Below are 19760 nucleotides of genomic sequence, written 5' to 3' on the forward strand. Positions count from 1 at the left end.
TGGAAGGCATTGTGGGGCATGCGACGCATTCCGCAACAAGGCGTCATGCGTCTTCGAGGCCGATCTAACCGGCCGGTGCCAGCGTCAGTTGGTCGATGCCGACCGCGACGTTCAGCCCCTCCTGGACCTGAACGTTGACCGGCTGCAGCATGAAGGCCTTGTTCGTGCCGCCGCCGATCACCTTGGCGCCGCCGCCGACCGCGAGGCTCGCATCGGCGCCGACGCCGTAGTATTCGCCGGCAAGCGCGAACGCGCTAACCGGCGTTCCGGTCTTGGCAAAGACGTCCCAGACCATCGTGCTCTTGCCCGTCTTGCCGATGTCGATGCCGATCTTGCGAATCGTGCCGGCATAAACGGCCTTCGGTCCGCCATTGGTGGGCGTGAACGTGCACATCAGGTTCTTCGTCGAGGTCACGATCATGCCGGTGCCGCCTTCCGAACCGCAGACGAGACGGCCGAGTGCGACATAGTTCTGCGCGGCGGCCGGACCGGTGGCAAGCGCGGCCAGTGCCAGCGCAGTGACGAGGGTTCGTTTGATCATGGCTTGGTCTCCGTTCTTACTGCGCCGCGCGTCCCTTGGGGCGCTTGGTCGCGGTAGTACTTCGAATAGCTGCATGTCTTCCCTTGAATCGGAGCCGATCCGAGGAAACAGGCAGTGACGCCTTTGGCAAACGAACGATGGCCGGGAAGGTTCCGCCTTGGCGGAGAGGGCAGGGTGGCAAGCGGCACAAACGAAAACGCCCGCGAACTGTCGCGGGCGTTTCGAGGAACATGCTCGGGGAAGGACTTACGATGCCTTGACGCGGGCAAGGCCGGCGCGCGCCGGCTCGTATTTCGGGTCGAGCTGCAATGCGTGCGAATAGGACTTCGATGCCTTGGCCTTGTCGCCCTTGCGCTCGTAGATCAGCGCCTGGTTGGCCCAGGATTCGGCGACCTTGCCGTTGAGATTGATCGCGGTGTTGAAATCCGAGAAGGCGTTGTCGTCGTCGCCCTGGGCGACATAGGAAATGCCGCGGCCGTTGTAGGGCTCCGGCGAGCTCGGCGACAGCGAGATCGCGGTCGAGAAGTCTTCGATCGCCTGACCGTGCTGGTTGCGTGCCTGGTAGATCAGGCCGCGATTGTGATAGGCGCGGGGATCGGTCGTGTCGAGCTGGATCGCCTTGTTGAAATCGTTGAAGGCGGAATCGAGCTGGCCGGCCTGGCGATAGAGGTTGCCGCGGCCGATATAGGCGACGTCGTAGTTGGCGTTGAGCTGCAGCGCCATGTTGTAGTCGGCAAGTGCGGCCTGGGTGTTGCCCATGTTGCGGTGAACCAGCGCCCGGTTGGCATAGGCCTGGTAGAAGCGTGGGTTCAGCTGGATCGCCTGGTCGAAATCGGCAATGGCCCGGCGGTATTCGCCGGCGCGGCCATAGGATGAGCCGCGGACATTGTAGCCTTCGGGATCGCTCGGGTTGGAGGCGATGACGCTCGAGAGCGAGGCGATATTTTCCTGCGAGCCCTGTTCGCGCTCGACCTTGTTGGTCATCGAGTCCGGGCCGTCGGTCGTGCAGCCTGCGAGAAGAAGGGCCGAACCAAGGAGCAGCATGGCGGCAAGCCTCGGCTTGCGCTGGTGGCGGCGAGACGCCTCATGGACAGTAAAACCGGAGACGTCCGCAGTCATGGCAGCAAGTGTCAAAGGTTGATCCCTCAAATCGACAAGGTCTCGAAAGCTATCGGCTTCCGTTCCTACAGCGCCGCGTGTCTTCATGACGCGCCAAGGTCGCTGTAACACGTTGAGTTTCTGCATAATTCTGCCCTTAAATCGAACCCGATTTAAGGAACTATGCAGTAGAGCCGCTGAAACTCCCCGCGGGCTCCGCAGCCGGGCTTCATCGTGCCTCGGCAAGCCGCCCGGTTAAACGCTCCGGCCGGCCATCCGTCACCGGCAGCGTCGATCACGCTAGCCTGTCGGCGGAAAAGATGTCCATACCAAAAAAAGGCGGTGGCGATATTTCGCCCCCGCCACGACTTACATCGGAAAGCGTCGAAAAAACGACAAATCAGCGGGCCAGGAGGCCTTCGCGCTGTGCACGCTTGCGTGCCAGCTTGCGGACGCGGCGAACGGCTTCAGCCTTTTCGCGGGCGCGCTTCTGGGACGGCTTTTCATAGTAATCGCGCATCTTCATTTCGCGGAAAATGCCTTCGCGCTGCATCTTCTTCTTGAGAGCGCGGAGCGCCTGATCGACATTGTTATCGCGGACAAGTACCTGCACGTGAAATCCCGTTCCTTTGGTTCGAGTTGTTTGTGACTCCGTCAGGTGCCGGAGGCAAAAGAATGACATTCGCTAAGCTGGAAGCTTTACGATTAGAGGAGCGGATACCAGATCGTCAGGCGAAAGTCCAGCGACGACATGAGGAAGCGCTGAAAAATCCTGGGATGCGGGGCGGCACCTGTTCCCGCCCCGGAAGTAGCCGATCGGCGACCATGTCGCAACTGCGCGCAAGTCCACGCAATTGCGTCGCAAAAGAAACGTTGCGCGGGCGTCGGATTTGCGATCTCTAACGCCAATGAGAACGGGGTTCATGGAGTGAGGCCGATGCGCAAATATTCAGTTTTCGCCGTGGCGCGCGAGGCGTTGCGCGGCCACAAGGGGTGGGCTCCGCAATGGGCGTCGCCAGAGCCGCGCAAAGAGTATGATGCGATCATCATCGGCGGCGGTGGCCATGGCCTCGGTGCGGCCTATTACCTCGCCAAGGAGCACGGCATCACCAATGTCGCGGTGCTCGAAAAGGGTTGGATCGGCGGCGGCAATACAGGTCGCAACACCACGATCATCCGGTCCAACTATCTCTATGAAGAGAGCATGGACATCTACGAGCATTCGCTGAAGCTCTGGGAAAACCTGTCGCAGGATCTGAACTACAACGTCATGTATTCGCCGCGCGGCGTCATGATGCTGTCGCACAACATCCACGACCAGCAGTCGTTCAAGCGCCATATCAATGCCAACCGCCTCTACGGCATCGACAATGAATGGCTGACGCCGGAACAGGCCAAGGCCTATTGTCCGCCGCTCGATATCGCCAAGACGGCGCGTTACCCGATCAACGGTGCGGCCCTTCAGCGCCGCGGCGGCACGGCCCGCCACGACGCCGTTGCGTGGGGGTACGCACGCGCCGCCTCTGACCGCGGCGTGCACATCATCCAGAACTGCGAAGTGACCGGCATCCGCCGTGACGAGACCGGCCGGGTCGTCGGCGTCGACACCAACCGCGGTTACATCGGCGCCAAGAAGGTCGGCGTCTCCGCCGCCGGCCATTCCTCGGTGCTGATGCAGATGGCCGACGTGCGTGTGCCGCTGCAGAGCCAGCCGCTGCAGGCATTGGTCTCCGAGCCGCTGAAGCCGATCTTCCCCTGCGTCGTCATGTCGAACTCGGTGCATGCCTACATCTCGCAGTCCGACAAGGGCGAGTTCGTCATCGGCGCCGGCACCGACCAGTACAATTCCTATTCGCAGACCGGCGGCCTGCAGATCATCACCCACACGCTGGATGCGATCTGCGAGCTCTTTCCGATGTTCCGCCGCGTCAAGATGATGCGGCAGTGGGGCGGCATCGTCGACGTCACCCAGGACCGCTCGCCGATCCAGGGGGTCACGCCGGTTCCGGGCCTGTTCCTGAATGCCGGCTGGGGGACGGGCGGCTTCAAGGCGACGCCGGGCTCGGCCAATCTCTTCGCCCATCTGATCGCCAAGGGCGAGCCGCATCGTCTCTCCGCCGGGCTGACGCTGGATCGCTTCCGCACCGGCCGGCTCATCGACGAGGCGGCTGCCGCTGCCGTTGCGCACTGAGGATTTCGAGATGCTTCTGATCTACTGCCCCTATTGCGAAGAAGAGCGCTCCGAGCTCGAATTCCGCGGCGCCGGCGACGCCCATATCGCCCGTCCGACCAACATCGCCGACATCACCGACGAGGAATTCGAGGAATATTTCTTCCTGCGTCAGAACCCGAAGGGTCTGATCTTCGAACGCTGGCGCCATATCCATGGCTGCGGCCGTTTCTTCAACGCCGCGCGCGACACGGTCAGCGACCGCTTCTACACCACTTACAAGGCTGGCGAGCCGAAGCCTGACATCGCCGCCATTCTTCAGAGCGAGCAGGATAAGGGAGCTGCGAAATGATGGGGGCCAATCGCATTCCAGGCGTGGGCCGCCTGACACCGGCGCGCACCGCACGCTTCACCTTCGACGGCCGCACGCTGACGGCGCTCGAGGGCGATACGGTCGCCTCGGCGTTGCTTGCCAACGGCATTCACCTTGTCGGCCGTTCGTTCAAGTATCACCGCCCGCGCGGCATTCTGTCGGCCGGTGCGGAAGAGCCGAACGCGCTGCTCGATGTCTCGCGTGATGCCGCCCGACGGCAGCCGAACGTGCGCGCCACGGTGCAGGAAGTCTTCGACGGCATGAAGGTGGAATCGCAGAACCGCTGGCCGTCGCTCGCCTTCGACGTCGGCGGTCTCAACGATCTCCTGTCGCCGTTCTTCGCCGCCGGCTTCTACTACAAGACCTTCATGTGGCCGAAGGCCGCCTGGCACGCGATCTATGAACCCTTCATCCGCCGCGCGGCCGGTCTCGGCGTCGCCCCGACGGAAGCCGATCCGGATCACTATGCGAGCCGCTACGCCCATTGCGACGTGCTCGTCATCGGTGCCGGGGTTGCCGGACTTTCGGCAGCACTTGCCGCCGCCAAGGCGGGCGCCAAGGTAATCATCTGCGACGAACAGCCGGAAGTGGGCGGTGCGCTGCGCTATGAAAGCGGCACGACGATCGACGGCAAGGACGGCTGGGACTGGGCGCAGGAGACTGCCAAGGCGCTTGCCGCCATGGACAACGTCACGCTTTTGACCCGCACCACCGGGTTCGGCTACTACAACCACAACTTCGTCGGCCTGGTCGAACGGGTGACCGATCACCTGGCGGCGCTCGACAAGTCGCTGCCGCGCGAGCGGCTGTGGCAGGTGCGTGCCAAGAAGGTGATCCTTGCCAACGGCCAGATCGAACGGCACATGGTGTTTGCCAACAATGACCGGCCGGGCATCATGCTCGCTTCGGCCGGCCGCACCTATCTCAACCATTTCGGCGTCGCCGTCGGCTCGAAGGTTGGCGTCTACACCGCCCATGACTCCGCCTATGAAGCCGCCTTCGACCTGAAGCGCGCCGGCGTTACCGTGGCGGCGATCGTCGATTGCCGCGAGAACCCCGGCGAAGCGGTGCTCGCCGAGGCGCGCCGTCTCGGCATCGAAGTGCTGACGGGGCATTCGGTGATCAAGGCCGGCGGCAAGCTGCGCGTGAACTCGATCAGCGTCGCCCGCAACGGTGGCGGTGCGGCCCGCAAGATCACCGTCGACGCGCTGCTGGTCTCGGCCGGCTGGACGCCGTCGGTGCACCTCTTCTCGCAGTCGCGCGGCAAGGTGAAGTTCGATGCGGCAACGCAGCGCTTCCTGCCCGGCACCTATCTGCAGGATTGCCTGTCGATCGGCGCCTGCAACGGCACCGACGATCTTCAGGCAACGATCGACGAGGCGCTTGCCGCCGGCGAACTGACCGCGCGTGCGGCCGGTGCCGAAGGCGGAGCGCAGGTGGCGCTTTCGGGTGAAAATCGCTTCGGCTGGACCGGCGGCATGATCGGCGCTGCAGAAGGCGCCGGGCCGGACACGACGGTCAAGGCCTTCATCGACTTCCAGCACGACGTCTGCGCCAAGGACATCCGTCTGGCGGTGCGCGAAGGCATGCACTCGATCGAGCATATCAAGCGCTTCACCACCAACGGCATGGCGTCCGACCAGGGCAAGCTGTCCAACATGCACGGTCTGGCGATCGCCGCCGAAGCGCTTGGCAAGGACATCCCTCAGGTGGGCCTCACCACCTTCCGCCAGCCCTATACGCCGATAACCTTCGGCGCGATCGTCAACCATTCGCGCGGCGCCCTCTTCGATCCGGCGCGCAAGACGCCCATGCATGCCTGGGAGGAGGCGCATGGCGCCGAGTTCGAGGACGTTGGCAACTGGAAGCGCGCCTGGTTCTATCCGCGCGCCGGCGAAGACATGCACGAGGCGGTCGGGCGCGAATGCAAGACCGTGCGTGACGTCGCCGGTGTCTTCGACGCCTCGACGCTCGGCAAGATCGAGGTCGTCGGCCCGGATGCCGCGCAGTTCCTCAATCTCATGTACACCAATGCCTGGGACAACCTGAAGCCGGGCCGCTGCCGCTACGGGATCATGCTGCGCGACGACGGCTTCGTCTATGACGACGGCGTGGTCGGCCGCCTGGCAGAGGACCGCTTCCACGTGACGACGACGACCGGCGGTGCGCCGCGCGTCATGAACCACATGGAAGACTATCTGCAGACCGAGTTCCCGCATCTGAAGGTGTGGCTGACCTCGACGACGGAACAGTGGGCCGTCATCGCCGTCCAGGGGCCGAAGGCACGCGAGATCATCGCGCCGCTGGTTGAAGGCATCGACCTTTCCAACGAGGCCTTCCCGCATATGAGCGTTGCCGAAGGCAAGATCTGCGGCGTCCCGACCCGGCTCTTCCGCATGTCGTTCACTGGCGAGCTCGGCTTCGAAGTCAACGTTCCGGCTGACTATGGCCAGGCGGTCTGGGAAGCGATCTGGGCGCGGGCCGAGCCAATGGGCGCCTGCGCCTACGGCACGGAAACCATGCACGTGCTGCGCGCCGAGAAGGGTTACATCATCGTCGGCCAGGATACCGACGGTACGCTGACGCCCGACGATGCCGGCCTCTCCTGGGCGGTGTCGAAGAAGAAGCCCGACTTCGTCGGTATCCGCGGCCTCAAGCGCCCGGATCTCGTCAAGGATGGCCGCAAACAGCTCGTCGGCCTGCTCACCAAGGATCCGAAGGTGGTGCTGGAGGAGGGCGCGCAGATCGTGGCCGATCCGAACCAGCCGAAGCCGATGACCATGCTTGGCCATGTGACGTCGTCCTACTGGTCGGAAAACTGCGGTCGTTCGATCGCGCTGGCGATGGTTGCCGGCGGGCGCGAGCGCCTCGGCCAGACACTCTACGTGCCGATGGCCGATCGCACGATCGCCGTCGAGGTGAGCGACATGGTGTTCTTTGACAAGGAAGGGGGTCGCCTCCATGGTTGATCAGGCAATTGCAAGCCGCAAGGCGGCGCTCACCTCGCGCGGCGGCTCGGCCGAAGCGATCCTGACGCCGGCACCGGCGGCGACACGCATCTCGTTGCGCGCCGGTGCCGATGCACTGCCGGCGCTCTCGGCAGCGCTCGGCGTCACCCTGCCGACGCGGCCGAAGACCTCGGCCTCATCAGGCCAGCGTCATGCCCTGTGGATCGGGCCGGACGAGTGGCTGGTGTTCGATGAAGGCGAAGCCGACCTGATGGCGGCGGCTGCTTCGAGCGGGACACTACATTCGGCGGTCGACATTTCGCATCGCAACGTTGCCGTCATCGTCAGCGGTGCGGGCGCGGACGTGGCTGTTAACAGCGGCTGCCCGCAGGATCTGTCGCTGCCGATCTTCCCTGTCGGCGCCTGCTCGCGCACCATCTTCGGCAAGGCGGAGATCATTCTCCTCCGCACCGGTGAGGACCAGTTCCGGGTCGAGTGCTGGCGGTCGTTCTCGCCCTTCGTCTTCGGTCTGCTGTCCGAAGGTGCTGCCGACGCGGGGCATTGAATAGAAGAGCCGGGAAGTGCCTGCAAGCGCTTCCCGGCTTTCTCAGACCGTCTGAAAATTGTCCGCTCTCATTGTGCTGGCAGGACGCGTGGGCCATGCCGCCTCACGCATCCGCTGGCCGGTCCTTCGGATCGAACTGGATGATCGTCTGCCAGGTGGCCGTCAACGCCGGCTTGCGCTCGCCCTCGATTTCGACGCTGACGTCGTAGGTGATCATCAGCATGCTGGCGCCGCGGAAGCGCGCATCGGCCATCACGAAGTGGCCGCGCACCTTGGCGCCGCTCTTCACCGGAGCGATGAAGCGCACTTTTTCGAAGCCGTAATTGATGCCCATGGTCTGTTCGCGGATCTTCGGCAGGCAATTGTAGTTCATGGCCGAAAGCAGCGAGAGCGACAGGAAGCCGTGTGCAATCGTGCCGCCAAAGGGTGTTTCGGCGGCGGCGCGGACCGGATCGACGTGGATATACTGGTAGTCGCTGGTCGCTTCGGCGAACTTGTCGATCGTTTCCTGAGTGACCGTGATCCAGTCGGAAACGCCGACCTCCTTGCCGACCAGTACCTTGATCTCAGAAAGTGATATGTCCTGCAGCATGTAAACGCCCCGAAACAAGCCCCCCGAACGATCTATAGGCCCGCCCGGTGCAACCTGCAAGCGGTGGAAAAGCTTTAGAAAACTTCGACAAGGAAGGTGACGGACCGCGGCGCGACATGGTCTGGAATGGCAGGTCTTGCCAGCACGTTCTGCCACTTTCCGTCGATGCTGTCGGGGAGCCTGACGGGGTGGGGCGCGTGGCTGCGGTTGATGACGACGGCAAGGCGCGTCGCCCGCTTCTGCGTGCGGTCACGGGTGGCGAGCACCATCATCAGATTGTCCGTCGCCGGATGCTCCCAGTCGCCGACGGCCATGGGCTGTCCGTCCAGCCGCCGCCAATCGACATCGCCGTTTCCGGTCAGGAACGCCGTTTGGTCAAATACGTCGAAGCGTCGGCGCATCGCCGACAAGGCCGCTGTGTGGGCGACGATATCGTCGTCCATCGCGGTCCAGTCGAGCCAGGTGATGGCGTTGTCCTGACAATAGGCGTTGTTGTTGCCGTTCTGGCTGCGCCCGCCTTCGTCGCCGGCCGTCAGCATGATCGTCCCGCGGGAGGAAAACAGCGTGCCGATGAGCGCCATCACGTCATGACGTCGGGCCGTCAGGATTTCCGGATCTCCGGTGGCGCCTTCCGCGCCGTTGTTCCAGGAGTGGTTCTCGTTGTGGCCGTCGCGGTTCTCTTCGCCGTTCGCCTCGTTGTGTTTGCCGGCGTAGGAGACGATGTCGGCGAGCGTGAAGCCGTCATGGGCGGCGATGAAGTTGACGGTCCGTGTCCCGCACTCGCCCCAGCGGGCAAAACTGCCCGACGAGCCGGCGAGCGCCGTCGCCAGAGCGCCGATCGCGTGGCGGTCGCCGCGCCAGTAGATGCGGATGTCGTCGCGCGCGCGGTCGTTCCATTCAAGGAAGGGGGAGGGGAAGTTGCCGAGTTGGTAGCCGCCCGGGCCGATGTCCCAGGGTTCGGCGATCAGCACGCGGTCGGCAAGCAGCGGATCGGCCGAGATCGCCTGGAAGAGCCGCGCCTCGCGATGGAAACCACCCATGTCGCGGCCGAGGATCGAGGCGAGGTCGAAGCGGAAGCCGTCGACACCGGCGGCATGCACGAAATGGCGCAGGCTGTCGAGGATCAGCGCTTCGACCACCGGGTGGTCGCAGGCAATGGTATTGCCGCAGCCGGTGTCGTTGATGAGTTCGCCTGGGCGATCGGTGACATGACGATAATAGGTCAGGTTGTCGAGGCCGCGCATCGACAACGTGGTGCCGAAGCGGTCGCTTTCGCCGGAATGGTTGAAGACGAGATCGAGGATGACGCCGATGCCGGCCTTGCGCAGCGCCTCGACCGTCTTGCGCAGTTCCTTGATGCCGCCCGGCACCAGCCGCGGGTCGAGCGCCATCGGCGCGATCGGATTGTAGCCCCAGCCGTTCTTCAGGCCGAGGGACGGCAGGTGGCGTTCGTCGATCCAGGCGACGATCGGCATCAGCTCGACGGCCGAGACGCCGAGGCGCTTGAGATGCTCGATGATCACGGGCTCGGCTAGGGCCGCCACGGTGCCACGCTTGGCTTCCGGGATATCCGGATGGAGGATCGTGAAGGGCTTGACGGCGATCTCGTAGATAAGGCCGCCAGCACGGAAGAGTGGCGCCTTCGGCTTGACGATCTTCGCCTCGGTGACAATGGCTTTTGGCACCAGATCAGCGGTGTCTTCGCCAAAAATCATCAGGCGCGGATCATGCTGGAATGGTCGGTCGAGTTCGACGGCATAGGGATCGACCAGGAGCTTAGAGGGGTCGAACCAGAGCCCGTGGTCGGGGGAATAGACGCCATCGGCGCGAAAGCCGTAGCGCGTGCCCTTCGGGGCGTCGGCGACCGTCAGGCTGTGCAGGTCGCCGTTGCGGACCATCGGTAGCTGCCGCAATTGCTTGGAGCCGGTCTTGTCGAAGAGGCAGAGATCGATGCGGGCGGAGTTGCGCGACCAGACCGAAAACGCGGTGCCCTCAGGCGTGACGGTGGCGCCGAGGGGTGGATTTCCGGTGGTCGGCATGAAGGCGGCCCTCTTGTTCCAGATGTGCCCGAACACCCCCTCTGCCCTTCCGGGCAAAGGGGGTGTTCGGTCGACAGAAAAAGGGCCGCATAAAGCGGCCCAGTATCTCAGGTGATGACGCTCGGCTCGGTGCGGCCGGTGCGGGTCTTGATGCCGGCGATCTCGTCGGCAACGGCGATGAGATCGGCAAGCGCTGTCTGCGTTTCGATGTCGTGGCGCGCCGCATCGGGCTCGAAGCGCTCGATGTAGACGCGCAAAGTCGCGCCCGAGGTGCCGGTGCCTGACAGGCGGAAGACGACGCGCGAGCCGCCCTCGAACAGGATGCGGATGCCCTGGTTCTTGCTGATGGAATGATCGACTGGGTCGTTGTAGGCGAAGTCGTCTGATGTCGCCACCTTGAGCGCGCCGAAGGACATGCCGGGAAGCGTGGCAAGCTGGTCGCGCAGGTTGGCGATCAGGCCGTTGGCGGCGTCGCTATCCACTTCCTCGTAGTCGTGGCGCGAGTAGTAGTTGCGGCCGTAGGTCGCCCAGTGCTTCTGAGCGATGTCGAGGGCACTTTCCTTGCGCACGGCGAGAATGTTGAGCCAGAGCAAGACGGCCCAGAGGCCGTCCTTTTCGCGCACATGGTTTGAGCCGGTGCCGGCGCTTTCCTCGCCGCAGATCGTCGCCATGCCCTCGTCGAGCAGGTTGCCGAAGAACTTCCAGCCGGTCGGCGTCTCGTAGATGCCGATGCCGAGCTTCTCGGCGACGCGGTCGGCCGCGCCGCTGGTCGGCATCGAACGGGCAATGCCGGCAAGGCCCTTGGCGTAGCCGGGCGCCAGATGCGCGTTGGCGGCAAGCATCGCGAGGCTGTCGGAGGGCGTGATAAAGATGCCGCGGCCGATGACGAGGTTGCGGTCGCCGTCACCGTCGGAGGCGGCGCCGAAATCCGGCGCGTCGGGCGCCATCATCGTCTCGTAGAGCGCGCGGGCGTGCACCAGGTTCGGGTCCGGGTGGTGGCCGCCGAAGTCCGGCAGCGGAATGAAGTTCATCACCGAGCCCTTGGGTGCGCCCAAGCGTTTCTCGATGATCTCCTTGGCGTAAGGCCCGGTGACGGCGCTCATGGCGTCGAAGACGACGCGGAAGCCGCCCGAGATCAGCTTGCGGATGGCTGCGAAGTCGAACAGGCTTTCCATCAGCTCGGCGTAGTCGGCCACCGGATCGATGACGGTCACCGTCATGCCGTCGATCTCTTGCGTACCTTCGGCATCGAGGTTGATGTCGGCGACGTCAGACGTCTTGTAGCTGTCGATCACCTTGCTGCGGGCATAGATCGCGTCGGTGACCTTTTCCGGTGCCGGGCCGCCATTGCCGATATTGTATTTGATGCCGAAATCTTCCGTTGGGCCGCCGGGATTGTGGCTGGCCGAGAGCACAATACCGCCAAAGGCCTTGTATTTGCGGATGACGTTGGAGGCGGCCGGCGTCGACAGAATGCCGCCACGGCCGACGAGTACGCGGCCGAAGCCGTTCGCCGCCGCCATCTTGATGGCGATCTGGATGACTTCGCGGTTGTAGTAGCGGCCGTCGCCGCCGATCACCAGTGTTTCGCCCTGAAAGCCCTCGAGCGAATCGAAGATCGACTGGATGAAGTTCTCGGCATAGTTCTTCTGCTGGAAGACCGGGACCTTCTTGCGCAGCCCCGACGTGCCAGGCTTCTGGTCGCCATAGGGGGTTGTGGTAACCGTTCTTATCATGCTGACTTAACCTTTCCCGAGAAGACCGGAATATAGAGAGACGTAACGATCGGCACTTGTGGCCCAGGAAACGTCCGATTTCATGCCCTGGGTCTGAATTTTCGCCCAGACCTTGGGTTCGCTGTATGCACGCAGTACGCGCCGGATCGCAAGACGCAGCCCGTCGGCGTTCACTGGCGTGAACTGGAAGCCTGTGGCGACCTTGGCCGCAAGCCCGGCTTCGTTCGCGTCGATGATGGTATCGGCAAGCCCGCCGGTCCGGGCGACAACCGGCACGCAACCGTAGCGCAGGCCATAGAGTTGGGTCAGCCCGCAGGGCTCAAATCGCGACGGGATGAGGATCGCGTCGGACCCCGCCTGCATCAGATGCGACAGCGGCTCGTTGTAGCCGGTGACCATGCCGATATGGCCACGATGGCGGGAGGCGGCGGCCAGCAGCGCGCCTTCGAGCGCCGCATCGCCGGAACCGAGCACGATGAGCTTTCCACCCATGGCGACGATTTCGTCCGCGACTTCCGCGACGAGGTCCATGCCTTTCTGCCAGGTGAGCCGGCTGACGACGCAGAAGATCGGACCGTTGCCCTTTTCGAGGCCGAAGCGTTCTTCGAGCGCTCGGCGGTTGCCGGCGCGCTGCTTCAAGGTCGTCGCGCTGAAATGCTGGGCGATGTGCGGGTCGGTCTGCGGATCCCAGATATCGGCGTCGATGCCGTTGACGATGCCCGAGAGATCGGCGACGCGGCTCTTCAACAGGCCTTCGAGGCCCATGCCGAATTCCGGCGTCAGGATCTCCTGTGCATAGGACGGGCTGACCGTGGTGACCGCGTTTGCGGTCTGCAGACCGCCCTTCAGGAAGCCGACATCGCCGTAGTATTCGACGAACTGCATCGAGAAGGCTTCCGGCGGCAGCGCAAGCTCGGGGAAGACCGAGGCGCCGAACTGGCCCTGGAAGGCGATGTTGTGGATCGTCATGACCGTCGGGGTCGCGGCAGCGGAGCCGAAATGCATGTAAACCGGCGTCAACGCCGTCTGCCAGTCATGAGCGTGGACGATATCGGGCTTCCAGCCGGAAACGACATCGCCGCCGGCGATCTCGGCCGCCGCAAGCGAGAGTGCTGCGAAGCGGCGGAAATTATCGACATAGTCGCGGCCGGTCGCATCGACGTAAGGCCCGCCGTCGCGCGCGTAGAGTGCGGCCTGATCAAGGACCAGCAGGTCGAGCCCGTCGACCTCGGCGGCGAGAATTGTCGCCGGATTGCCGAACAGGTTGGCGAAACTGCCGACCTTCTTTTTCTTCTTCAGCTTCTGCAGCACGGCAGGATAGCCGGGCACCAGGGTGCGGGTCTTGACGCCGTGCGGCACAAGCGCTGCCGGGAGCGCGCCGACGACATCGGCGAGCCCCCCGGTCTTGATCAGCGGATAGACTTCGGACGCAACGGACAGGACGTTCATGGAGTGCCTACATTCCCAGCTTGTCGATCATCGTTTGCGTGATCAGGCAGACGCCGTTCTCCGAACGCCGGAAACGCTTGGCATCGAGCTCCGGATCGTCACCGACAACGAGCCCCTCCGGGATCACGACACGGCTGTCGATGACCACGTTGCTCAAGAGCGCATGGCGACCGATCTTCACATCGGGAAGAACTACGGCATTCTCCAGACGGGAATATGAATTAACTCTGACGCCTGTGAATAACAGGCTGCGGTTGAGCGCAGCACCGGAGATGATGCAGTCGCCTGATATAAGCGACGACGTCGCCGAGCCGCGCCGGTTCTCGTCGTCATGCACGAATTTCGCCGGCGGCTTGATCTCGGCAAAAGTCCAGATCGGCCAGGTGCTGTCGTAGATGTCGAGCTCGGGCGTCACATGGGTCAGGTCGATATTGGCCTGCCAGTAGGCATCGATCGTGCCGACGTCGCGCCAATAGGCCTCGCGCTCGAAATCGGACCGCACGCAGGACTGAGCAAAGCGGTGGGCGACGGCTTTGCCGTTGTCGACGATGTAGGGAATGATGTCCTTGCCGAAGTCGCGGCTCGATTTCGGATCGGCGGCGTCGCGGCGCAGAAGATCCATCAGGAACTTCGTGTGGAAAACATAGATGCCCATCGAGGCAAGCGCCATGTCCGGATTGCCGGGGATTCCCGGCGGATCGGCCGGCTTCTCGACGAAGGCGATGATGCGGTCCTTGTCGTCGACATGCATGACGCCGAAGCCGGTCGCTTCCATGCGTGGCACTTCGAGGCAGCCGATGGTGACGTCGGCGCCGGAATCGACGTGCTGCTGCAGCATCAATTCGTAGTCCATCTTGTAAATATGGTCGCCGGCAAGGATCACCATGTACTCGACGCCGTGGTCCTCGATGATGTCAATGTTCTGATAGACGGCATCGGCGGTGCCCTCGTACCACTGCGTTTCGGAAACGCGTTGGCTGGCGGGCAGGATGTCGAAGCTTTCGTTTCGCTCGGGGCGGAAGAAGTTCCAGCCGCGCTGCAGGTGTCGGATCAGGGAATGCGCCTTGTACTGGGTGGCGACGCCGATGCGGCGGATACCGGAGTTCAGCGCATTCGATAGCGCGAAGTCGATGATGCGGGCCTTGCCGCCGAAATAGACCGCCGGCTTCGCCCGTCGGTCCGTCAGTTCTTTCAGACGACTGCCGCGACCGCCAGCGAGAACATAGGCCATGGCATCACGTGCCAGAGGTTGCGAACGCTTTTCCACCATTTGTCCTCCCCAATCATTGACTTCCGGGGTCGTCACGGCGGCTTTTGGCGACGCCTTGCGGCCCTCGAATTTTACAGTCTCGTTCCGCCTGCCGATTTCGGCGGGCGGACCGGATGAAGTTTACTCCTGCTCCAGCATCAGTGTCGCCAGCGGCGGCAGCGTGATGTTGGCCATGATCGCTCCCGTGGTGCTCTTCCCGGCATAGACGGCGCCGCCGTTGCCCTTGCCGCTTCCTCCGTAGATTTCCGCGTCAGAGTTGAGGATCTCCTTCCAGCGACCTTCAACCGGCAGCGGGATGGCGTAGCTCTCCCGGTACACGGGCGTGAAATTGGTGATGACGGCGACGAGTTTTTCACCGGGCGCCTTGCGCAGCCAGGCAAAGACCGAATTGTCGCGGTCGTCGGCAAGCAGCCACTCAAAGCCGTCGCCTTCGCAGTCGCGGGCATGAAGGGCGGGCTTGGCGCGGTAGGTGCCGTTGAGGTCACGCACGAGGCGCCGCATGCCCTCGTGCAGGTGATATTCGAGCAGGTTCCAGTCGAGCGCGCGCTCCTCGGACCATTCGCGCCATTGCGCGAATTCCTGTCCCATGAACAGGAGCTTCTTGCCGGGATAACCCCACATGAAGGCGTAATAGGCCCTGAGATTGGCAAACTTCTGCCAGTCGTCGCCGGCCATCTTGGCGATCAGCGATCCCTTGCCGTGCACGACTTCGTCATGGGACAGCGGCAAAACGAAGTTTTCGCTGAAGGCGTAGAGCAGGCCGAAGGTCAGGTCATTGTGGTGGAACTTGCGGTGCACCGGCTCGCGCGACAGATATTGCAGCGTGTCGTGCATGAAGCCCATGTTCCACTTGAAGCCGAAGCCGAGACCCCCGGCATGGACCGGATGCGATACATTCGGCCAGGAGGTCGATTCCTCGGCGATCGTCAGGATGCCCTTATGGGATCCGTAGATTTCCGTGTTCAGCGTCTGCAGGAAGCGAACCGCCTCGAGGTTCTCGTTGCCGCCATACTCGTTCGGCACCCACTCGCCGTGCTTGCGCGAGTAGTCGAGGTAGAGCATCGAGGCGACCGCATCGACGCGCAAGCCGTCGACGTGGAACTTCTCCGCCCAATAGAGCGCGTTGTTGACGAGGAACGACAGGACTTCCTGGCGGCCGAAATTGTAGATTGCTGTGTTCCAGTCCGGGTGAAAGCCCTGGCGCGGGTCCTCGTGCTCGTAAAGTGCCGTGCCGTCGAACCAGCGCAGCCCGTGCTCGTCGGTCGGGAAATGTGCCGGCACCCAATCGAGGATGACGCCGATGCCCACCTTGTGGCAGCCGTTGACGAAACGGGCAAAACCTTCCGGCTCGCCGAAGCGGGCGGTGGGCGCATAGAGCCCGGTCGTCTGGTAGCCCCAGGACGGATCGAAGGGAAATTCGGAGATCGGCAGGAACTCGATATGGGTGAAGCCCATGTCGACGCAATAGGGAATCAGCCGGTCCGCCAGTTCGTCCCAGGAGAGCATTTCGCCATTGTCGCGGCGCTGCCAGGATCCGGCATGGACCTCGTAGATCGAGATCGGCTGGCGACGGGCATCGACCGTTGCCCAATGCTTGCGATGTGCCTCGTCGTCCCAGGTTTGCGCAATCTCCGGCGTCGTCACGGAAGCGGTATTGGGGCGAAGCTCGGAGCGCCGGGCAAAGGGATCGGCTTTCAGCGGCAGCCGCGTGCCGTTGCGATCGAGGATCTCGTATTTATAGGCAAGGCCGCCCTCGACGCCGGGAATGAAGATTTCCCAGATGCCGGTGTCGGTGCGCAGCCGCATGACGTGTCGCCGGCCGTCCCAGTCGTTGAACTGGCCGACGACGGAAACGCGCTTGGCATTGGGTGCCCAGACGGCGAAGTGGTAGCCGTCGGCACCGTCGTGGTGGATCGGGTGCGCGCCCATCTTGTCGAAGAGCCGGAGGTGCGAACCTTCGCGGATGTAGTAGTCGTCCATCGGGCCGAGCACCGGACCGAAGCTATAGGGATCGACGACGATCCATTCGCCGCCCTCATTGCGGGCGCGGTAGCGCACCGGCTGGGGTTTCTTCAGCGACACGGACCCTTCGAAGAAGCCGGCGTCGTCACGTCGCTCGAGCGTGCCGAGTTCCTTGCCGGCGAGCGTTTCCACCGTCACGGTCTCGGCATCGGGGATGAAGCAGCGGGCAAGGACGGCCTTGCCGGCGGGGTGCACGCCGAGGACTGCGAAGGGGTCTTCGTGCGTGCCCGAAAGAATGGCCGCGATATCCGGCGCTGACAGCAGACCTGAAGCTGCGGGTTCCGGGTCCTTGCCGGCCGAAGGCGTCATCCAGCTCTCCAGATTTCCCCGGCATATTGCCGGATGGTGCGATCGGATGAGAACCAGCCCATCCGTGCGGTGTTGCGGATCGCTTGCGCATACCAGTCGGACGGTGTCGTCCAGAGCTGGTCGATCTCGCGCTGCGCCTTGGCATAGGCCTCGAAATCGGCCGCAACCATGAACCAGTCGTGATTGTAGATGCCGTCGATAAGACCGGAGAAGCGGTTGCGGTCGTCCGGCGAGAAGACGCCGGAGGCGATCGCCTGCAGTGCCTGCGACAGCTCGCGCGATCCTTCGATGATGGCGCGCGGATTGTGGCCCTCGGCTCGGGCCTTCGTCACCTCTTCGGCGGTCATGCCGAAGATCTTGATGTTTTCCTCGCCGATCCAGTCGCGCATCTCGACATTGGCGCCGTCAAGCGTGCCGATCGTCAGCGCGCCGTTCAGCGCGAACTTCATGTTGCCAGTGCCGGACGCTTCCATGCCGGCGGTCGAGATCTGCTCGGAGAGGTCGGCGGCCGGAACCATGATCTCGGCGAGCGAGACGTTGTAGTTCGGCACGAAGACGATCTTCAGGAGGCCGCGCACCGCCGGGTCGTTGTTGACGACGCGAGCGACGTCGTTGGCGAGTTTGATGATCAGCTTGGCATTGTGATAGCTGGGCGCCGCCTTGCCGGCGAAGAGCTTGACGCGCGGGACCCAATCGAGCTCCGGATGCGAGCGGATCTGGTCGTAGAGCGCCACCGCCTCGATGATATTCAGAAGCTGGCGCTTGTATTCGTGGATGCGCTTGATCTGGATGTCGAACATCGCCGACGGATCGAGCCTGATGCCGAGCCGGCTCTGAACGAGCTGGGCGAGGCGGACCTTGTTGGCGCGCTTGACGGCGGCGAAATGCTCCTGGAAATCCGCCTTGTCCGCAAAGGCATCGAGTGCCTGCAGCGCCTCGGTATTGTCCATGAACTCGTCGCCGATCGCGTCGCGGATCAGGCCGAAAAGACCGGGATTGCACTGCATCAGCCAGCGGCGCGGGGTGATGCCGTTGGTCTTGTTGTTGATGCGATCGGGATAGAGCCTGTGCAGGTTGGCAAAGACCGTTTCCTTCATCAGCTCCGTATGCAGTGCCGAAACGCCATTGATCGAATGCGAACCGACGAAGGCAAGGTTGCCCATGCGCACGCGACGTTCGCCGCTCTCGTCGATCAGCGAGATGTTGCGGATCTCGTCGTCCGTTGCGCCCTTCTGCCGGCGAGCCTCGATCAGGATCTTGGCGTTGATCGCGTAGACGATCTGCATGTGGCGCGGCAGCAGCCGCTCGATGAGCGGCACCGGCCAGCTTTCGAGCGCCTCCGGCAGAAGCGTGTGGTTGGTGTAGGAGATCGTGCGGCGGGTGATGTCCCAGGCCTGCTCGAAATCGAGGCCGTGCAGATCCGTCAGGAGGCGCACCAGTTCGGCAACGGAGATGGCCGGGTGGGTGTCGTTCAACTGAATGGCGACGGCGTCCGGCAGCGAGGTGAAGTCCGGATATTGCTGCAGATGCCGGCGCAGGATGTCCTGCAGCGAGGCGGAGGAGAAGAAATATTCCTGGCGCAGCCGCAGTTCCTGGCCGGCAGGCGTCGCGTCGGCGGGGTAGAGAACGCGGGTCAGGCTTTCCGCCTTGTTGCTCTCCCGCAGCGCGCCGATGTGGTCGCCGGCGTTGAAGGCGGCAAGCAGGATCGGGTCGATCGGCTGTGCCGTCCAGAGCCGCAGCGTGTTGACGCGTTTTGCCCGCCAGCCGACGGCGGGCGTATCGAAGGCCGTGGCGATGACGCGTTCGGCCGGCTTCCAGACGAAACGCTGGATTTCCTCATCGACATTGGCGGTTTCGACGACGCCGCCGAAGCCGATTTCGTAGGAGCTTTCGCGCCGCTCGAACTCCCAGGGATTGCCGTGGGCAAGCCAGGTTTCCGGTAACTCCACCTGCCAGCCATCGGCCATCTGCTGGCGGAAGAGGCCGTGCATGTAGCGGATGCCGTAGCCATAGGCGGGCACGTCGACGGTCGCCATCGACTCCATGAAACAGGCGGCGAGACGGCCGAGACCGCCATTGCCGAGCGCCGCATCCGGCTCGAGTTCGGCAACGACATCGATATCGACACCGAGCGAAGCGAGCGCATCACGCATCTCGTCCATCAGGCCGATATTGGTCATGGCGTCGCGCATCAGCCGGCCGATGAGAAATTCGAGCGAGAGGTAGTAAACGCGCTTGGCACCGGTCGCATAGGTCTTGCGGGTGGAATCCATCCACTTGTCGGTGATGCGGTCGCGGGCGACCAGGATCGCGGCCGTCAGCCAGTCGTGCGGCTTGGCAACCTTCGGATCCTTGCCGATGCGATACTTCAGGCGTTCGAGGATTTCGACGGCGAGCTGGCCGGGTTCGGACGACCTCAGGGCGGGCTGCGGCACGTCGTTGGTGGAGAGCCTGTTCATCATGAAACTGTCTTTACCCTTTTGCGTTGGGAGGTCGCAGGCCGGACCCGACCGGGGATAAAGGCAATTTATGCATCGATCCGAAGCGCTTGCAACAGATGTTTTTAAATGGATTAGAACTGTCTCAAACGGTGGGAAGTCGTTGGTGGAGCAGGCCGGCGATACCGAAAGCAAATGCCGCCCGGCAGG

14 protein-coding genes are annotated in these 19760 nt (G+C 63.4%); 4 read left to right on the forward strand and 10 right to left on the reverse strand.

Annotated features, from left to right (window positions below):
- Positions 1-64 precede the first annotated feature (64 nt).
- From ACTJKE_RS08570 to rpsU, 3 genes are all read right to left on the reverse strand, one after another.
- Entirely contained in the window at positions 65-541 is a 477-nt protein-coding gene (locus ACTJKE_RS08570; RefSeq protein WP_057254589.1) for a DUF992 domain-containing protein, read from the reverse strand.
- Between the two features lie 246 nt (positions 542-787).
- Complete coding sequence (locus tag ACTJKE_RS08575; protein WP_057254590.1) at positions 788-1675, reverse strand: tetratricopeptide repeat protein; 888 nt, start codon at positions 1673-1675, stop codon at positions 788-790.
- Positions 1676-2039: 364 nt separating this feature from the next.
- Positions 2040-2252, reverse strand: a complete 213-nt coding sequence (gene rpsU / locus ACTJKE_RS08580; protein WP_034786884.1) for a 30S ribosomal protein S21 — start codon at positions 2250-2252, stop codon at positions 2040-2042.
- A 324-nt stretch (positions 2253-2576) separates the two neighbouring features.
- Here rpsU and ACTJKE_RS08585 point away from each other — a divergent pair, with 324 nt between their 5' ends.
- The 4 genes from ACTJKE_RS08585 to soxG are packed head-to-tail and all read left to right on the forward strand — an operon-like array spanning position 2577 to position 7695.
- Complete coding sequence (locus ACTJKE_RS08585; protein WP_057254591.1) at positions 2577-3830, forward strand: sarcosine oxidase subunit beta family protein; 1254 nt, start codon at positions 2577-2579, stop codon at positions 3828-3830.
- A 10-nt stretch (positions 3831-3840) separates the two neighbouring features.
- The gene (locus tag ACTJKE_RS08590; protein WP_057254592.1) at positions 3841-4161 is read left to right on the forward strand and encodes a sarcosine oxidase subunit delta; all 321 of its coding nucleotides are present in this window, start codon (positions 3841-3843) and stop codon (positions 4159-4161) included.
- The gene (locus ACTJKE_RS08595) at positions 4158-7151 is read left to right on the forward strand and encodes a sarcosine oxidase subunit alpha (protein ID WP_440691726.1); all 2994 of its coding nucleotides are present in this window, start codon (positions 4158-4160) and stop codon (positions 7149-7151) included. The genes ACTJKE_RS08590 and ACTJKE_RS08595 overlap by 4 nt, the downstream gene beginning before the upstream one ends.
- Positions 7144-7695: a sarcosine oxidase subunit gamma family protein gene (gene soxG / locus ACTJKE_RS08600; RefSeq protein WP_057254594.1), complete on the forward strand. Its 552-nt coding sequence runs from the start codon at positions 7144-7146 to the stop codon at positions 7693-7695. The genes ACTJKE_RS08595 and soxG overlap by 8 nt, the downstream gene beginning before the upstream one ends.
- Positions 7696-7798: 103 nt before the next feature.
- On the opposite strand, the gene ACTJKE_RS08605 is transcribed toward soxG, so the two are convergent.
- The 7 genes from ACTJKE_RS08605 to ACTJKE_RS08635 all read right to left on the reverse strand — a co-directional run bounded on the left by ACTJKE_RS08605 (position 7799) and on the right by ACTJKE_RS08635 (position 19574).
- A complete protein-coding gene (locus tag ACTJKE_RS08605) occupies positions 7799-8287 on the reverse strand; it encodes a MaoC family dehydratase (RefSeq protein WP_057254595.1) in 489 nt (162 codons plus the stop codon).
- A 74-nt stretch (positions 8288-8361) separates the two neighbouring features.
- A complete protein-coding gene (gene glgX / locus ACTJKE_RS08610; RefSeq protein ID WP_057254825.1) occupies positions 8362-10326 on the reverse strand; it encodes a glycogen debranching protein GlgX in 1965 nt (654 codons plus the stop codon).
- 107 nt (positions 10327-10433) lie between these two features.
- Positions 10434-12062, reverse strand: coding sequence for an alpha-D-glucose phosphate-specific phosphoglucomutase (locus ACTJKE_RS08615; protein WP_057254596.1), 1629 nt, complete (start codon positions 12060-12062; stop codon positions 10434-10436).
- A gap of 6 nt (positions 12063-12068) precedes the next feature.
- On the reverse strand, positions 12069-13511 hold the full coding sequence (glgA, locus tag ACTJKE_RS08620; RefSeq protein WP_112996755.1) for a glycogen synthase GlgA: 1443 nt from the start codon (positions 13509-13511) through the stop codon (positions 12069-12071).
- A gap of 7 nt (positions 13512-13518) precedes the next feature.
- A complete protein-coding gene (gene glgC / locus ACTJKE_RS08625; protein WP_057254598.1) occupies positions 13519-14781 on the reverse strand; it encodes a glucose-1-phosphate adenylyltransferase in 1263 nt (420 codons plus the stop codon).
- A 120-nt stretch (positions 14782-14901) separates the two neighbouring features.
- Positions 14902-17112: a 1,4-alpha-glucan branching protein GlgB gene (gene glgB, locus ACTJKE_RS08630; RefSeq protein ID WP_058325246.1), complete on the reverse strand. Its 2211-nt coding sequence runs from the start codon at positions 17110-17112 to the stop codon at positions 14902-14904.
- Entirely contained in the window at positions 17109-19574 is a 2466-nt protein-coding gene (locus tag ACTJKE_RS08635; RefSeq protein ID WP_113513263.1) for a glycogen/starch/alpha-glucan phosphorylase, read from the reverse strand. The genes glgB and ACTJKE_RS08635 overlap by 4 nt, the downstream gene beginning before the upstream one ends.
- Positions 19575-19760 lie beyond the last annotated feature (186 nt).

The organism is Ensifer sp. 22521 (assembly GCF_052044795.1).
In the GTDB taxonomy this organism is placed as follows: Bacteria; Pseudomonadota; Alphaproteobacteria; order Rhizobiales; family Rhizobiaceae; genus Ensifer.

Coding starts and splice junctions, on each gene's coding strand:
- ACTJKE_RS08570 (WP_057254589.1), bottom strand. CDS start 541: ATGATCAAACGAACCCTCGTCACTGCGCTGGCACTGGCCGCGCTTGCC.
- ACTJKE_RS08585 (WP_057254591.1), top strand. CDS start 2,577: ATGCGCAAATATTCAGTTTTCGCCGTGGCGCGCGAGGCGTTGCGCGGC.
- ACTJKE_RS08590 (WP_057254592.1), top strand. CDS start 3,841: ATGCTTCTGATCTACTGCCCCTATTGCGAAGAAGAGCGCTCCGAGCTC.
- ACTJKE_RS08595 (WP_440691726.1), top strand. CDS start 4,158: ATGATGGGGGCCAATCGCATTCCAGGCGTGGGCCGCCTGACACCGGCG.
- soxG (WP_057254594.1), top strand. CDS start 7,144: ATGGTTGATCAGGCAATTGCAAGCCGCAAGGCGGCGCTCACCTCGCGC.
- ACTJKE_RS08605 (WP_057254595.1), bottom strand. CDS start 8,287: ATGCTGCAGGACATATCACTTTCTGAGATCAAGGTACTGGTCGGCAAG.
- glgX (WP_057254825.1), bottom strand. CDS start 10,326: ATGCCGACCACCGGAAATCCACCCCTCGGCGCCACCGTCACGCCTGAG.
- ACTJKE_RS08615 (WP_057254596.1), bottom strand. CDS start 12,062: ATGATAAGAACGGTTACCACAACCCCCTATGGCGACCAGAAGCCTGGC.
- glgA (WP_112996755.1), bottom strand. CDS start 13,511: ATGAACGTCCTGTCCGTTGCGTCCGAAGTCTATCCGCTGATCAAGACC.
- glgC (WP_057254598.1), bottom strand. CDS start 14,781: ATGGTGGAAAAGCGTTCGCAACCTCTGGCACGTGATGCCATGGCCTAT.
- glgB (WP_058325246.1), bottom strand. CDS start 17,112: ATGACGCCTTCGGCCGGCAAGGACCCGGAACCCGCAGCTTCAGGTCTG.
- ACTJKE_RS08635 (WP_113513263.1), bottom strand. CDS start 19,574: ATGATGAACAGGCTCTCCACCAACGACGTGCCGCAGCCCGCCCTGAGG.